The organism is Novipirellula herctigrandis, from assembly GCA_007859835.1.
Classification (GTDB): domain Bacteria; phylum Planctomycetota; class Planctomycetia; order Pirellulales; family Pirellulaceae; genus Novipirellula_A; species Novipirellula_A herctigrandis.
The window spans coordinates 3156858-3171054 of the sequence record SJPJ01000001.1 but is presented as its reverse complement, the minus strand read 5'-3'; the positions used below and the strand labels follow the sequence as shown (position 1 = coordinate 3171054).

General features: G+C 53.5%; 17 protein-coding genes. 10 read left to right on the top strand and 7 right to left on the bottom strand.

The window, feature by feature from the left end:
* Positions 1 to 182 precede the first annotated feature (182 nt).
* Positions 183 to 452, bottom strand: a complete 270-nt coding sequence (gene rpsO / locus CA13_RS11695; RefSeq protein WP_146396718.1) for a 30S ribosomal protein S15 — start codon at positions 450 to 452, stop codon at positions 183 to 185.
* A gap of 333 nt (positions 453 to 785) precedes the next feature.
* Here rpsO and CA13_RS11690 point away from each other — a divergent pair, with 333 nt between their 5' ends.
* A complete protein-coding gene (locus tag CA13_RS11690; protein ID WP_146396715.1) occupies positions 786 to 1682 on the top strand; it encodes a rhomboid family intramembrane serine protease in 897 nt (298 codons plus the stop codon).
* A gap of 28 nt (positions 1683 to 1710) precedes the next feature.
* Here CA13_RS11690 and CA13_RS11685 read toward each other — a convergent pair whose 3' ends face one another.
* The 4 genes from CA13_RS11685 to CA13_RS11670 all read right to left on the bottom strand — a co-directional run bounded on the left by CA13_RS11685 (position 1711) and on the right by CA13_RS11670 (position 4085).
* A complete protein-coding gene (locus CA13_RS11685) occupies positions 1711 to 2040 on the bottom strand; it encodes a cupin domain-containing protein (protein ID WP_146396712.1) in 330 nt (109 codons plus the stop codon).
* A 68-nt stretch (positions 2041 to 2108) separates the two neighbouring features.
* Positions 2109 to 2777 carry an adenylyl-sulfate kinase gene (gene cysC, locus CA13_RS11680; protein WP_146396709.1) on the bottom strand — a complete coding sequence of 223 codons (669 nt, stop codon included), beginning with the start codon at positions 2775 to 2777 and terminating at the stop codon, positions 2109 to 2111.
* Positions 2778 to 2804: 27 nt separating this feature from the next.
* Positions 2805 to 3590 (bottom strand): enoyl-CoA hydratase/isomerase family protein, encoded by a 786-nt coding sequence (locus tag CA13_RS11675; protein ID WP_146396706.1) that lies wholly within the window; start codon positions 3588 to 3590, stop codon positions 2805 to 2807.
* A 36-nt stretch (positions 3591 to 3626) separates the two neighbouring features.
* The gene (locus CA13_RS11670) at positions 3627 to 4085 is read right to left on the bottom strand and encodes a hypothetical protein (protein ID WP_146396703.1); all 459 of its coding nucleotides are present in this window, start codon (positions 4083 to 4085) and stop codon (positions 3627 to 3629) included.
* A gap of 345 nt (positions 4086 to 4430) precedes the next feature.
* Between CA13_RS11670 and CA13_RS11665 the strand changes: the two genes are divergently transcribed.
* Both CA13_RS11665 and CA13_RS11660 read left to right on the top strand, forming a co-directional pair.
* Entirely contained in the window at positions 4431 to 4964 is a 534-nt protein-coding gene (locus CA13_RS11665; RefSeq protein WP_146396700.1) for a hypothetical protein, read from the top strand.
* Positions 4965 to 4968: 4 nt separating this feature from the next.
* Positions 4969 to 6678, top strand: coding sequence for a DEAD/DEAH box helicase (locus tag CA13_RS11660; protein ID WP_146396696.1), 1710 nt, complete (start codon positions 4969 to 4971; stop codon positions 6676 to 6678).
* Between the two features lie 34 nt (positions 6679 to 6712).
* Here CA13_RS11660 and CA13_RS11655 read toward each other — a convergent pair whose 3' ends face one another.
* Positions 6713 to 7801 (bottom strand): sugar kinase, encoded by a 1089-nt coding sequence (locus tag CA13_RS11655; protein WP_419194212.1) that lies wholly within the window; start codon positions 7799 to 7801, stop codon positions 6713 to 6715.
* Positions 7802 to 7865: 64 nt separating this feature from the next.
* The gene (locus CA13_RS11650) at positions 7866 to 8681 is read right to left on the bottom strand and encodes an SDR family oxidoreductase (RefSeq protein ID WP_146396693.1); all 816 of its coding nucleotides are present in this window, start codon (positions 8679 to 8681) and stop codon (positions 7866 to 7868) included.
* Positions 8682 to 8815: 134 nt separating this feature from the next.
* Here CA13_RS11650 and CA13_RS11645 point away from each other — a divergent pair, with 134 nt between their 5' ends.
* From CA13_RS11645 to CA13_RS11615, 7 genes are all read left to right on the top strand, one after another.
* A complete protein-coding gene (locus tag CA13_RS11645; protein ID WP_146396690.1) occupies positions 8816 to 9097 on the top strand; it encodes a hypothetical protein in 282 nt (93 codons plus the stop codon).
* Between the two features lie 3 nt (positions 9098 to 9100).
* Positions 9101 to 9919 carry a biotin--[acetyl-CoA-carboxylase] ligase gene (locus CA13_RS11640; RefSeq protein WP_146396688.1) on the top strand — a complete coding sequence of 273 codons (819 nt, stop codon included), beginning with the start codon at positions 9101 to 9103 and terminating at the stop codon, positions 9917 to 9919.
* 204 nt (positions 9920 to 10123) lie between these two features.
* A complete protein-coding gene (locus CA13_RS11635) occupies positions 10124 to 10675 on the top strand; it encodes a universal stress protein (RefSeq protein WP_146396685.1) in 552 nt (183 codons plus the stop codon).
* A 27-nt stretch (positions 10676 to 10702) separates the two neighbouring features.
* A complete protein-coding gene (locus tag CA13_RS11630) occupies positions 10703 to 11572 on the top strand; it encodes a universal stress protein (RefSeq protein WP_146396682.1) in 870 nt (289 codons plus the stop codon).
* Between the two features lie 85 nt (positions 11573 to 11657).
* On the top strand, positions 11658 to 12560 hold the full coding sequence (locus CA13_RS11625) for an EamA family transporter (RefSeq protein WP_146396679.1): 903 nt from the start codon (positions 11658 to 11660) through the stop codon (positions 12558 to 12560).
* Between the two features lie 118 nt (positions 12561 to 12678).
* Positions 12679 to 12939 (top strand): hypothetical protein, encoded by a 261-nt coding sequence (locus CA13_RS11620; RefSeq protein WP_146396676.1) that lies wholly within the window; start codon positions 12679 to 12681, stop codon positions 12937 to 12939.
* A 202-nt stretch (positions 12940 to 13141) separates the two neighbouring features.
* Positions 13142 to 14158 carry a hypothetical protein gene (locus tag CA13_RS11615; RefSeq protein ID WP_146396673.1) on the top strand — a complete coding sequence of 339 codons (1017 nt, stop codon included), beginning with the start codon at positions 13142 to 13144 and terminating at the stop codon, positions 14156 to 14158.
* Positions 14159 to 14197: the final 39 nt, after the last annotated feature.

Below are 14197 nucleotides of genomic sequence, written 5' to 3'. Positions count from 1 at the left end.
CTGGGCGCGGGCATAAAGCCAACATTTTTGGCCCAAACAATCACGCGTTTCTCGTCAGCGCACGGCATACCGCCGTCTGCCACAAAGAGGTGCAAGAGAGAAGCAATGCTTGGTAACCGCCCCGTTGGGCGATTCTGAGCAAATTGCTAACTGTTCGCACCGATGTGGCGTCCAACCATGGGCTATTTTCGGATGCCCAATTTACCAATGATATCGAGATATCGTTGCGGGTCCTCACTCCGCACATAGTCCAGCAACCGTCGGCGACGGCTTACTAAGCCCAAAAGCCCACGTCGCGAAGCATAATCTTTGCGGTGAGTCCGCATATGTTCCGTAAGACCGTTGATGCGTTCGGTCAAGATCGCAATTTGAACTTCAGGGCTTCCAGTATCGCCAGAGGCCTTGGCGTGTTCATCAATGACTGCGGCTTTACGCTCTTTCGAGATCGTCATTCTTGTTTCTTTTCGTTTCTTTTCGTTTACTTTTTGTCTTTTCCGACAGCCTTCACAATATCGTTCATCTGTCCTCGGTTGGGGGTAGTTTACCGGCAGTTGACAATCACGCAACGGCAAATAGCCCTCCAATCCACCCCGAAACCGCGAAAACCTTCTGTGGGGGGTCAGTTAAAAGCAGGTCTACCGCCATTCTCAGAGGGATTCTGATCTCCCGCAGCCATCACCAATGGAGGGCTTTGTGCCTATCCTGTCGGCGGACGACCGTTCCTATCGATCCGCCGGGTAATCGCAGCCTTGCCAATTTGAGCAACTCCGGAGACGATTTCGGGCATGGATCAATCACACCAAGACGGCTGGGAAATCATCGTTCGGACACCTCGCCGTGAGGTGTGCCGCGAATTGCATGTGGTGCTCGAAGCCGTGGGATTCCACCATGAGATGATCCATCGCGATGGTCAATGGCACTTGATCGTTCCTCAGGATAACGCCGATGCGGCGATTGCCGAGATCGAAGCCTATCAACGAGACAACGCCGGAGAAGCGAATACCGAAGACCGCCGCGTCCCCATTTTTGGTGGAGCCTTTGTGGGTGTCGTGGCGTACATCGGTATCCTGGTTTCGATCGCCGTCGTTTCTTGGTCGCCCGAATCGGGGGCATTGTGGATGTCCGCTGGTGACATGGATGCGGGCGATGTCATGCGGGGGCAGTGGTGGCGGACCTTCACAGCGTTAACTTTGCATGCCGATCTCGCGCACTTGTTGTCCAATTTTGTGTTTGGCAGCGTGTTCGGTTTCATGGTGGGGCGGATTCTCGGTGGTGGAGTCGCGTGGTTGACGATCGTCGTCTCTGGGGCGTTAGGGAATTTCTTCAACGCGTTGATTCGCGAACCCGAGCACTCATCGATTGGCGCGTCGACCGCCGTCTTTGCAGCACTTGGCATGATGGTCGCGCATGCTTTGCGGCCTCGTTCGGCAATGCCGCCTAAACCGATGAGGCGGTGGAGTCCGCTTGTGGGGGGCGTCCTGATGTTGGCATTCACCGGTCTCGGTGGCGAACGGACTGATGTTGGTGCTCATGTGGCCGGCTTTATCGCCGGTACGATGCTTGGGTATCTCGCATGTCGAATGCCCGATCGCGTTTTAGCGAACGCTCGTGTTCAGGCGGTGTCGGGCGTGGTCGCAGCAACGTTGGTCGTGGTTGCATGGACAATCGCAATCGCAAAGTAGATGACGGTCGTGACCACGGCTGGCCAATTCAGCAGACGCCCTTGTTTGCAAAAAAAACGGCCAACCAAACGGTCGGTTCGTCGTCGCTGGTCGATTCAACACGATGCTTCGTGTGTGCAGTAATCAAAATGTGATCGCCCGGTCCCATCGGGGTCTGCTTTCCAGCTTCGAATTCCAACGTCGCGTGACCTTTCAAAACAATGACCCATTCAAGTTCTGGTTGGTCATACCAATACTCAGGCGGACTGCGGTGCCCCGTGGAAACAATTCGTTCGATACGAACGTGGTCGCCTTGCGCTATCGTGGTAACGAGTTCTTCAGCAAGCGATGCAGGTAAATCCGCATAGAGATTCGGCATGATGAGTTGCATGTAAGGCGGTGGAGCGTTGGGGAATGGTTCTCCCGATTGGTTTGACGCTGTTGGGCTTACAGGAACACTTTTCGCTCGATCAACGCCTGTAGCACTTCGGCGGCTTGATCCGAGGGAGTTGTTCCATCGCGATATTGCAAATGGATTTCGGCGTGCTTGGGTGCTTCGTACGGGTCGCTGATACCGGTGAAGTTCTTGATCTCGCCCGCTCTTGCTTTCTTGTAAAGACCCTTTGGGTCACGCGTTTCGCACACTTCGAGTGGTGTATCGACAAAGACTTCAAGAAAATCGCCGCTCTGACCTGCCGCTTCGACAATGGTTCGTACGCGGTCGCGGTCGGCCCGGTAGGGACTGACAAACGCGGTGAGGGTGATTAGGCCAGCGGACGCCATCAAAGCGGCGACCGATCCAATGCGGCGGATATTTTCTTCTCGATCCATCGCTCCGAATCCTAACCCAAATCGTTCGGCGAATGCTTCGTTATGCTCGGTCTTGAGTCGTTCGGGCGGAGCACATAATCCGTGGCGAATGTTGTCACCATCGAGCAACATCGTTGCACGGGATCGTTGATTCAATTGATGGTCAAGCTCGTTGGCAATCGTGCTTTTGCCGCATCCGCTCAGCCCCGTGAACCAAACAACCAAGCCCCGCTGTGCGAGATTTTTTTCGCGCGTCGCACGGTCCACGGTGTGGTCGTGCCAAACAATATCAGAAGGGTTTGTCATGGAATAATTGGGCTTGGGAAAGAAACGCTAAGGCCAATTGGGCGTTCGACGCTCAAGGAACGCCGCGACGCCCTCTTGCGCTGACTCAGTGGAACACGCCGTGGCGCTATCGGCAATTCCTGCTGCGATCTGAGTCAAAAGCATCTCACCAATCGTTTCATTCAAGATTCGCTTGGTCGCTTGGACCGCTTCGCGCGGGGCGTGCGAACAACGTGTGGCCAAGTCGGATGCGGCGACCCAAATTTGCTCTGTGGGGACTGGTTTTTCGCAAACTCCTCGACGGTATGCTTCGTCAGCATCCATCGTCTCGCCTGTTAACAACATTTTAGCGGCCGTCGCTGCGCCAGCTCGGAAGGAGAGTAGCGCCGCGGTCGCACCGCCAACCAATCCTCGCCGAACCGCTTCGGCCGACAAGGACGCTCGGTCCGAAACGATCATTATGTCAGCGGCCAGTGCTAACGCCAATCCGGCGCCCACTGCTGATCCGTCGACTGCTGCGATCACCGGCTTAGGGAACCGCAAAATGGTTTCGAGTAAGTCCGCGTAACGTCGCCATGCATTGAAGAATTCGTCGAAAGCCTGCGGGCTTGGCATCTTCGCTATCGCGTCAAGAACTGCTAAGTCGATGCCTGCACAAAAATGGTCACCTGCACCGGACAGGATAACTGCACGGACACGTTTCTCCTGATGGACGTCCCCAAACGCTGTTTGCAGGTCTTCGATCAAACGAGGACTTAACGTGTTGCGGCGATCCGCATGGTTCATCAATACGGTCGCGACGGGACCGTGAATTTTGACATCAACGTATTGCACGAAACTTTAGGTTCACTCGACTTTAGGTTCGCTAGGCTATTGGTTTTGTTGGATCGGTTGACCGGTTCCAAGCTGGGCCAGCACCTGCAAAACACCGTTTAGATGAGCCAACCGAGGCCCGAAGCGATCAACGAATTCGTTGAGCATGAATTCGCCTTCCATTAAATGCTCGTCGTTTTCCAGGATGTCTTCGGTCATCGTATCGAGGAACCGCGTCTGAACTCGACTCAGCGTTTCGGCTGCTTCTCGGCAAGCTCGCGACAATTCGGGGTTCGAGTCTTTCCATTGCTGCAATTCGCCGGCGCGTTGTTTTTGCATCGCCGCATTCTGCTGCATCAATTCCTGAAGCAGTCGGTTTTGCTGGCTTTGCCCCGTGACCAATTGCTGCAACAGTTCGACCACGACGCGGCTTTCCGGTGCATCCGACTCGGCGCTGGCTTGGGGGGAAACATCGATGCGAAACATGGGGGAGACGGATTCGTTGTCGTAAGACATGGTGATTTTTTTCCTGCACAGAACAAATGCGAAACAAAAAAGGACGTGAAACAGAGGGGAGACCTGCTTCACCGCTGGAACGTGATCCGTCAACCGATCCGAGCCCTGAGTATAACCGGCAAAAAACGAAGTTGTCGAACAAAGATGCGTTGCCAGCAAAATTTCCTAGTTGGCTACCCAATTTAACCATTTTACCGCTGGTTTTTGCCTTCCTTCTATCGCCCGATTGACCGCTAAAGTCGGAACAACCCGAACGCCGAATAGACCCAGTATGTCGGAATGCGTCCACGAACGGGCGTCATTTCGTTTTGCCAGCATTCGAACCTCCCCCGCATTGCTTTCTGAATGGCCCAAACGACCGAATTGACGATAGGTTACTTTACTGTGATTTTCGACGAGCACACCGGTTGGACCGGCGGGCTGTTGGTACTCAACCGTGGCGGTCGCCCGGTCGAATTCCAATGCACGCTTCCAGTCCGCCCCTCGCGAGCTCACGAAATTCTATTTGGCACGACGCTTCGCGATCACCTGATTGGCGAGGTGATCGGGCCAATTCTGATCAAAAAATGCCGCACGCCGTTATCGATGGTCTGTTGTGACCAAGCCGAATCGTTGTCGCTCAGTGCATCGGGTGGCGTCCCCGTTGCCTTGGTCGGCGAAGCAGCGGAAAACGACGAGGGGCCGATCACCAATGATATGCTCGTTGGCGCATCGCGAGTAAAGCTCGCTGGTGCGACGCTGCATGTTCCGATCGAGCATACCGAAACCGTGGAAGGGATCGCCGGCCGGTTTGTCGATTTGGTCGACGCAGTGGAGCCGTTCGAGAGGATTCGCGAAGCAATCAAAGAGGCACAGTCGCAAATCTCACGAGCAAGTTAATCGCATGTTTAATGTCCAAATTGATGAAGCGAACGCTTGGCATGTCGACGACTTGACGCCTTCGGGAACTTACGAATTGACGTTGCAGCGGATCGAACCGCGATCGCTGCCGATCCGTGTCTCGCCGTTGAAAGCTCGCGTTACCGGTTTCCTATTCCCCGAATCAAACAATTGGAAACCCGCCCCAACGGCCGCTCCGGCGAACTCACTTGCCATCGCCGAAGAACCTGAAGCCAAAAAGGTTCGCAAGCGTCCCGAGAGTCGGCATCGCATCAAACCACCGAGCGATGTCGTCAAGCTGCAGGACCGACTGTACTACCTCCTTCAACCGCCATTGGATCTTCTCGTTGGCGGCGGCCAATTGAATTTTCCGTTCGAACCGTTTCCCTATCAGCTTGATGGGATCGCGTACATGTTCCCTCGCTATGCATGCGTCTTGGCCGATGAAATGGGGCTCGGGAAAACAATGCAAGCGATCAGTACCACGCGGCTGCTTCTATGCAGTGGTGAAGTGCGCAGCATTTTGCTGGTATGCCCAAAACCCCTCGTTTCGAATTGGCTTCGTGAATTCAAAGTATGGGCACCCGAAATCCCCGTCGCTGCGATTGAAGGCAACGCGGCTAAACGAGAATTCCAGTGGCGATCTCCTAACATTCCCGTCAAGATTGCCAACTACGAACTTTTGATGCGTGACAAGGAAACGGTGCTCGAGAGTGGTTTGCATTTCGACCTCGTCGTGCTCGATGAAGCACAGCGAATTAAAAATCGCAACAGCACGACGAGCGAAATTGTTCGCGCGATTCCAAGGACGCGATCATGGGCGTTAACGGGAACACCTGTAGAAAATTCTCCGGATGACTTGGTCGGTATCTTTGATTTTCTGTCGCCCGGTTATTTACAGGTTGGCATGCCATTGGCCCAGATGGCGTCGGCAGCACGCGAGTATATTTTGCGTCGCACCAAAGACATGGTGCTCGAAGACATGCCACCGAAGCTCTATCGCGATGCTGAATTGGATTTAACTCCCGAGCAATGGGCGACTTACGAATCGGCTGAATCCGAAGGGGTGATTCAACTCGAAGAACTCGAAGAGATGTTGACGATCCAGCACGTCTTTGAGTTGGTGTTACGGTTGAAGCAGATCTGCAACTTTGATCCGGTGACCGGCACGAGTGCGAAGCTTGAGCGACTCGTTGCGGATCTTGAAGAGGTGGCGGCCAGTGGCAAAAAAGCGATCGTGTTCAGTCAATGGGTCAATAGTATTGATCAAATGCGTCCGGCACTTGAGCGGTTTGGTCCCGTCGAATACCACGGACGAATCCCACATAAAAAGCGGGAAGGCGTGATCGACAGGTTCAAGAACGATCCCAATAGCCACGTTATTCTAATGAGCTATGGCGCCGGTAGCGTCGGGCTCAATTTGCAGTTCTGTGAATACGTGTTCTTGTTCGATCGTTGGTGGAACCCCGCGGTCGAGGATCAAGCGATCAATCGAGCGCATCGTATTGGTGCTGCTGGTGCCGTGACCGTGACACGGATGTTGGCGATGAACACGATTGAGCAACGGATCGCCGATGTGTTGGCACAGAAACGCCAGATGTTCGATACGCTGTTCAGCGATCAAGCCGCGCCGGTGGGCGGTGGCAGCCTCAGCCGCGAAGAAATTTTCGGGCTGTTTGATCTGCGTGCGCCGTGCGGCAAAAAGGTCGCGTAGGGAAGTCGCGTAGGGAACCTGTGCAAATCGTTGCTTAACGCTGCACGCGAGCACTGCCACCTTTGGCGAACGCTTCGACTTCAGCGAGCGACGCGCGCGAAACATCGCCGGGGAATGTCGTCAACAACGCCCCGTGTGCCCAGCCCAGTCGCAGCGATTGTTCGGGAGTACGGCCGTTGAGTAATCCATAGACCAATCCCGAAGCAAAGCCATCACCACCGCCGATCCGGTCGATGACATCGAGTTTGGCGGTGGGAGCGACGTACTGTTTTCCGTCGTACCACAATACTGCACTCCACGAGTGACGGTTGGTGGAGTGGACTTCACGTAGCGTTGTGGCGACCGCTTTGATATTCGGGAACTTCTTGACCGCAGCATCGATCATGTTGAAGAAGTTGTCGGTGTTGAGCTTGCTGTCGTCCTTGTTTTCAACATCGGGGCCTTTCACTCCAAGACCTTTTTGAAGATCTTCTTCGTTGCCGATCAGCACGTCGACATGTTCGGCAATTTGAGCGATCATTTTTTGGCCTTGTGCCAAACCACCGATCGAATCCCACAATTTGGCTCGGTAGTTCAAATCGAACGAACGAATTGCGCCCGCTTCACCAGCCGCCTTCATTCCTTCGACGACCAATTCGGATGTCGTCTCGGACAAAGCTGCAAAGATGCCGCCGCTATGGAACCAGCGACAACCACCGGCGAAAATCGCTTTCCAATCAAAATCTCCGGGCTTCAGCATCGCGCCCGCTTCGTTGGCTCGGTTATAGAAGACCACCGGTGGACGGACACCTTGACCTCGGTCGCTGTAGACCGTTGCCATGTTTGGCCCGCGGACACCGTCATGTTCGAACGGTTTGTAGAAAGGTCGGACGCCCATGGCACGAACTTGCCGGCTGATCAATTCGCCAATGCCGTTGTCGACCATGGCGGTGGCGACACCGGTTTTCAGGCCAAAGCACGAGGCAAGATTCGCGGCACAATTGTATTCGCCACCTGAAACGTGGACGTCAAACGAGGCAGCCGTTCGAAAGGGGATTACACCCGGGTCAAGTCGATGAACCAGAGCACCGAGGGAAAGGAAATCAAGTTCAGCACCAGGGTTTGGGATAGGCAGCGATGTCATTAGTAGTTTCCGTAGTCGCAGGGGACCTCGTCAAGAGTTCCCTTGCAGTTGATTCAATCAATTCTTAAATGGTGACCGATGCAAAACCGCCGTCGATAGCGATGTTTTGGCCGGTGACAAACGAGGATGCTTTTCGAGAGGCAAGCCATACGACCGCGCCGGCCAGTTCTTCGGCTGTTCCAAACCGAGCCATCGGCGTGTGGCCGATAATTTGGCCACCTCGTTCTGTATAACTGCCGTCTTCGTTAAAAAGCAGTTTGCGGTTTTGTTCCGCGGGGAAGAATCCTGGACTGATCGCGTTCACGCGGACACCTGTGGTTGCCCATTCACGCGATAGCCATAGGGTCAAGTTGATAACGGCAGCCTTTGCAGCAGAATAGGCGACCACTCGCGACAGCGGAATCATGCCTGACATTGACGCGATGTTGATGATGCTGCCGACTCCCGACTCGATCATGTCGGGCGCGAATACTTGGCAAGGCAACAACGATCCGCCGACTAGGTTCAAGTCGAACACGTCTTTCCAGGCATCGAGAGGCAGTTTGCAGAAATCGCCTCCCGGTGGGATCGTCGCTTCGGGACGGTTGCCGCCCGCTGCATTTACCAAAACGGACGCGGGCGATCCGGCCCATGCTTTGATTGTGTCACGTGTTTCGGCAAGCGAATCAGCGTTAAGACTATCGGCAGCGAAAAACTTGGCCTCTCCACCAGCGTCGGAAATCGCTTTAGCTCGCGATTGTCCTCGCTCGGCATTGCGGCCAACCACGGCGACTTTCGCCCCGAAATTGCCCAGAGATTCGGCCATTAAGCCGCCAAGTTCGCCTGTTCCGCCAATCACGACGGCCACGTCATCATTGAGATCAAAAATTTTATTGTTCATAGTGCAAGACAATTTAATCGGTCACTGGCCGGCAGGCTAGGTGCGGCACAAAAGCCCCAGAACATCCTGATCGGCTCTTTCAATTCTGCATCTTCGCTCTAACCTTTACGGAACAAGTCCCCGCAGGAACCCTCGTGTCGAAATCCCATCACAAACCTGATTTTTCGTGTCCCCACTGTGGCGGCGATGTCCCCGGCCGCGCTAAGGCGTGTCCCCATTGTGGCAGTAGCGACGCGGATGGATGGCGAGACAGCACCGAGGGGTTCGGCGAAGAGGATTTGGATGACGCGTTTGACTACGATGACTACATCGCCAATGAATTCGGCGACAAACATGTGATTTCGCGAAAGCTGAAGCCGTGGCAAATCATCGTTACCGTGCTTATCCTGTTATCTTTTGTCCTCCTGCTTTTCTGATCGATGATTCAAACCACTGGCTCGCTCGACCCTACCGGATTGTTGGTCGCTGAACACATTCTGGAACAGCGTCTATGCGGATCCGTGTCCTATTGCGAGGAGTCCGCATCGACCAATTCGGATGCACTTGGCGATTTGCGGAAACAAGCGATTTCGAATGACCAATTGCCCCGGCTGTATTTGGCGGACCGTCAAACCAGCGGACGCGGACGACAAGGTAATTCGTGGTTAAGCGGCGCCGATTCATTGACATTCTCGTTGACCATCGATTTTGATTCGGTGCGTGAACCGAGTGCGAAGCTACTTTCCTTGGCTGCAGGCGTTGCCACAGCACGAGCGATTGAGTTCGAATTTGCCCCCGTCAAAACGATGTTGAAATGGCCAAACGATGTTTACCTCAGCGGCGGAAAACTGGCGGGGATCTTGATCGAAACTAGCCAAGCTTTTTCGGATCGTTTGGTGATTGGGATTGGCATGAATGTGAATGATTCGCCCACGCTCGATTCCTATGAAGTGGGTGCGAAACCCAACTCGCTTTATGCCGTAACCGGACGTCGATCGACCCGTTACTCATTGCTCGAACCGATCGTTGCGAGTCTTGTCAAAACCGTCGACCAGCTTCGCCAATCGCCGTCGATCATTTTGGGGGAATTTCGCCAGAGGTGCTTTTTGACCGGAAAGCAGATCCGGTTCAATCAATTAGGACAAGATTGCCAAGGCTACTGTCGAGGGATAGCCGACGACGGGGAGTTGATGATCCAAACGAGTCAGGGGCTTCGGCTTTGTGACAGTGGTGCGATTCGCATGGTGCGAGTGCAGTAGTATTCAGGTGTGCACGAAACGCCCATGGAGCGAGCCGCCACGCACGCTTTTTAAGTAGAGCGTGCGTATTCGCTCGGTAATCGCAGCTCGATATTGGTCGATAGCGTGAATTTCGCACGAAGATAGCTTGGCATAAGGAATGCACATTTTTGCGGATGTCGGATAGGATAGAAGACATTCGTTTACTGGAAGAAAGCGATCACCATGGACCAATCTTCAGACTCAATCCCCAGGAGTGCTTCGGGTCAGCCTTCGGTTTTGTGTGCAACCGACTTTTCGGCTGCCAGCGAGGAAGCGGTTCGGGTTGCAGTCGAAGAGGTAAAACGGCGTGACGCGATGCTTGATTTGATTCATGTTTGGTATCCGGTTGACCCGATCGCTGCGGATATTTCCTCAGTGGGTTTGCCAATCTGCAATACTGACACGCCCATGCAGTTGCGCCAGATGCTCGAAAAAATTCCGGTTCCTTTGCCGGAGGATCGCGTTCGACGGTACCTTGAAGTTGGAATCGCGAGCGAAAAAATTGTGGTGAAGGCGAAAGAGCTTGCGAGCGAAGTGTTAGTCGTGGGAACCCATTCGCGAGGTTCGATTATGCGATGGTTTGTCGGTAGCGTCGTGAGTGAAGTGTTGCGTCATTCACCGTGCCCCGTGTTGGTTTGTCGAACACCACCCAAAGCGGCATCGAGCGAAAACGAATCGGTTGATGAACGTGTGCTTCGCGACAGTCATGGTATGGCTCGTGAAGTGGAATCGTAGTCTCTATTAAGTAAAGGCGATGTAATCATGACAAGCGTGATTTTGGCAATTGACGGTTCTGAACAAGCGGAACAGGGAGCACATTTTCTGAGCCAACTTCCTCTTTCGTCGCCTCTTGAAGTAACGTTGGTGACCAACGTTTTTGTTCCGTCGCACGATTCCGAAACAGTCGATCCGCTGCTAAAGGATTTTCGAGATCATCAAGAGGCCGAAGCCAAAGGGTTCATGGGCAAGATTGAGGGAATCCTGTCGGAAAAAACCACTTCGGTGACTCAAAAGATCGTCCATGGTCATGTCGGGCATAGTATCGTCGAAGTTGCTGAAGAGACGAAAAGCAGTCTGATTGTGATGGGTGCCAAGGGACATTCACAAATCGCTCGAGTGTTGCTTGGTAGTACAAGTGATTACGTCGCCACGCATGCTCCATGCAGTGTGTTGGTCGTGCGCGATGCTCCGGTTAGTCCGTTGGATATCATGGTCGCCTATAATGATACCCCTGACTCCGAGCATGCATGCAACGAAATTGCGGAACTCGATTGGGATGAAGCCACGAAGATGCAGTTGTTGGGGATCGTTCCATTGTTGCAGACTTTTAGCCAGGATTTGATGCCAAATGTTGTTCAGTACCGCACCGAACAACGCGTCGCAGCGATGCATCACTTGAAACAAGGCCGCGACAAGTTTCCAAAATTGGCGGACAATATTTCGCTTGAAATCATCGAGTCGCCACATGTGGGTGAAGCGATCGTGAATGAGTGCACCAAGCGGCAATCCGATTTGATTGTCGTTGGCGATTCCGAGCGTGGGTCGATCAGCCGAATGTTGCTTGGAAGTGTTTCGCGGTTCGTCCTGCGCCATGCCCATTGCAGCGTTTGGGTATCTCGGTCGGCAAGCTAAACACGTTGCATGATGAGCGTGTTCGCGAACGGAATCATTTATCCGTCCTATTCCCAACGCCACAAAAGCTTGGCATCTTCTTGGGATGACTTGGATTGGACTTTCGGCGGTTTCCGCGATTCTGCTTGGCTTTTATGATGTCACGAAAAAAATGGCGGTGCGAAAAAACGCCGTTCCCATCGTGCTGCTCATCAGCGTTTCGGTGGGTTGCGTGTTGTGGTTGCCGTTTATCGCTTGGTCAGCAATCTCGCCTGAGACGGTGCCTCATCGGTTGCTGCGAGTCGATTCGCTTTCGATGGGTAAACATGTATTGCTGATCGCAAAAAGCATCCTGGTTGGCGCGTCATGGACGCTTGCCTTCTTTTCGCTCAAGCGACTTCCTCTTTCCATCGCCGCGCCAATCCGATCGACGAGTCCGGTGTGGACGATTGCCATTGCCGCGTTGTTTCTGCGTGAACGTCCGTCGGTGTCCCAGTGGATTGGGATCGTGATTGTCTTGATCGCGTTTTGGAGTTTCTCCGCTGTGGGGTTGCGCGAAGGGGTTTCGTTCCGCCGTGACCGTGGGGTGGCGATGATGATTGTGGCAACTATTTTAGGTGCCCTAAGCTCGATCTATGACAAATTCCTTCTCCAATCAGTCGGAATCACTCCGTCTACGGTCCAGGCGTGGTTTTCGGTTTACTTGGTTCCAGTGATGATTCCGATGGCCGTTTCTTGGTCACGCAACCATCGTGAACGGACGCCCTTTCAGTGGCGATGGATCAATTTGGCGATCTGCCCGCTGCTGTTGGTTGCTGACATATTCTACTTTACGGCCTTGGCGGACCCCGAAGCACTCGTCTCGATCGTCTCAGTCGTAAGACGCTGTAGCGTGGTAATTTCGTTCTCGTTTGGGATTCGAGCGTTGGGAGAAGCTAACTTTTGGCCCAAAGCAGCGTGTATACTCGGAATTTTGGTGGGAGTCGCCGTGTTGGCGTTGGGTGGATGAGGTTCGACGGAGGCTCTACCCCCAGCTTGAGTGTCTGACTAATACCTCTGGCGCGAAAGCTGGGCAAGGCTCATAATATGGGGAAAGTTCAATTCTCTTTTTGTGAGGTACCGGTTCGATGGAAAGTTCAAAAATTGATCGCGATGCTTTGAGAGCGAAGTTGCAGGTGGAGTTTGAAGCAACGCTCAACGCAGTCGCCGATTCCGTTGACAATGCGCGCGATGGCGTTTGGATCGAAGACAGCGAAGGCATCAGTCGTCAAGTACTTGATCGCTTCAGACAACAGGTTTACGAAGCAACCATGCAAGCGAAAATCGATGCGGCGGAAGCCGCTTTTTCCCCCTCCGAAGAGCACGACGGGAGTTCGCGCTCGGAATAAGGGTAGGCAACTTCGCAGCGTGTTGACCGAAAACGGTCGTGTACAATTCAAGCGAGTCCGATGGGCAATAGAAGATCAAGGATGTTCCGTTCCGATCGATGCTTTGCTTGATGAAGCTGAGAAAAGTTTTACACGCGGTGTGCGTGAGATGCTCTGTCGGTTGAATCAAAGTTCGTCAAGCTTTGCCAAGACGGCGGAGAATATGTTTCGTTTAGCATCGATCGACATCAGCGGAGAAAGTGTGCGTCAGATCGTGGAGTACGAGGGACGTATGATTACCAATCAACTGACCAGTGGCCGCATCGATCCTGGTTGGTCCTCGGCAGATTGTGTGATTGACGACAAGCCACTTTCTGACTTGGCCGTCGACGCATCAGAACGGGCAGAACAATCGGAAGCCCCCGGAAAACCTCGGAAAACTCGCGTCTATATTGGATGTGATGGTGTTAAAGTCCCCGTCGTGACTGACGCGGAAAAGAGAAAACGACGTGCAACAATCAAATTCAAACGAAAACGCAGTGGCAAGAAATGCCGCCCGCTACCAAAGCTTCGTAACGGATCGGATCAACAATACAAAGAAGCAAGAATTGTTGTTGCGTACGACGAACAACAGACGCATCGTCTTGTAATCTCGACGCGAGGTGACTGCGAAGTCACCGGGCGATTGCTGCAAACGTTGTCGACGACGATCGGACTGAATCAGGCCACTGAATCGATTGCCAATATCGATGGAGCTCCTTGGATACGCAATCAACTTGAGTTTCATCACCTTGTCGACGAGATCAACCTGGACTACTACCACTTGAAGGATAACGCCCAGAAGGCGCGTCGTGAAATGTACGGCGACGACGAGGCAGGAGCGAAGTGGCTTGACTCGTTGATGGACGTATTGATGAATCGAGGGATCGACTCGCTGCTGAGTGAGTTAGTCGCTCAGAAAGGTGACTGCCGCGGTCGCAAGCTCGAAGCGTTGGAACACCTAATCGGCTACGCTGCGGAGCGTCGAGCCATCATTCGTTACCGAGAGTTTCGCGAGCGGGGGATCCAAATTGGAAGTGGTCCTACTGAGGCACAGTGCAAAACGACGACTCAGCGAATCAAAGGTCGCGGTCGCCGCTGGGACTTTGCGAATGCCGAGTATCTGATGAACATTGCCGCCCTCGATGCGAGTGACCTATGGGAAAAGTATTGGGAAATACCTGCAAAAATCGCTGCTTAGAATCGTCCAGAAAGTTTGGTCAGACACCAGCTTGACGGC

What these genes read in the sequence shown, in the direction of transcription:
- rpsO (WP_146396718.1), bottom strand. Translation starts at nt 452, where the DNA reads ATGACGATCTCGAAAGAGCGTAAAGCCGCAGTCATTGATGAACACGCC.
- CA13_RS11690 (WP_146396715.1), top strand. Translation starts at nt 786, where the DNA reads ATGGATCAATCACACCAAGACGGCTGGGAAATCATCGTTCGGACACCT.
- CA13_RS11685 (WP_146396712.1), bottom strand. Translation starts at nt 2,040, where the DNA reads ATGCCGAATCTCTATGCGGATTTACCTGCATCGCTTGCTGAAGAACTC.
- cysC (WP_146396709.1), bottom strand. Translation starts at nt 2,777, where the DNA reads ATGACAAACCCTTCTGATATTGTTTGGCACGACCACACCGTGGACCGT.
- CA13_RS11670 (WP_146396703.1), bottom strand. Translation starts at nt 4,085, where the DNA reads ATGTCTTACGACAACGAATCCGTCTCCCCCATGTTTCGCATCGATGTT.
- CA13_RS11665 (WP_146396700.1), top strand. Translation starts at nt 4,431, where the DNA reads ATGGCCCAAACGACCGAATTGACGATAGGTTACTTTACTGTGATTTTC.
- CA13_RS11660 (WP_146396696.1), top strand. Translation starts at nt 4,969, where the DNA reads ATGTTTAATGTCCAAATTGATGAAGCGAACGCTTGGCATGTCGACGAC.
- CA13_RS11655 (WP_419194212.1), bottom strand. Translation starts at nt 7,801, where the DNA reads ATGACATCGCTGCCTATCCCAAACCCTGGTGCTGAACTTGATTTCCTT.
- CA13_RS11650 (WP_146396693.1), bottom strand. Translation starts at nt 8,681, where the DNA reads ATGAACAATAAAATTTTTGATCTCAATGATGACGTGGCCGTCGTGATT.
- CA13_RS11640 (WP_146396688.1), top strand. Translation starts at nt 9,101, where the DNA reads ATGATTCAAACCACTGGCTCGCTCGACCCTACCGGATTGTTGGTCGCT.
- CA13_RS11635 (WP_146396685.1), top strand. Translation starts at nt 10,124, where the DNA reads ATGGACCAATCTTCAGACTCAATCCCCAGGAGTGCTTCGGGTCAGCCT.
- CA13_RS11630 (WP_146396682.1), top strand. Translation starts at nt 10,703, where the DNA reads ATGACAAGCGTGATTTTGGCAATTGACGGTTCTGAACAAGCGGAACAG.
- CA13_RS11625 (WP_146396679.1), top strand. Translation starts at nt 11,658, where the DNA reads ATGACTTGGATTGGACTTTCGGCGGTTTCCGCGATTCTGCTTGGCTTT.
- CA13_RS11620 (WP_146396676.1), top strand. Translation starts at nt 12,679, where the DNA reads ATGGAAAGTTCAAAAATTGATCGCGATGCTTTGAGAGCGAAGTTGCAG.
- CA13_RS11615 (WP_146396673.1), top strand. Translation starts at nt 13,142, where the DNA reads ATGTTTCGTTTAGCATCGATCGACATCAGCGGAGAAAGTGTGCGTCAG.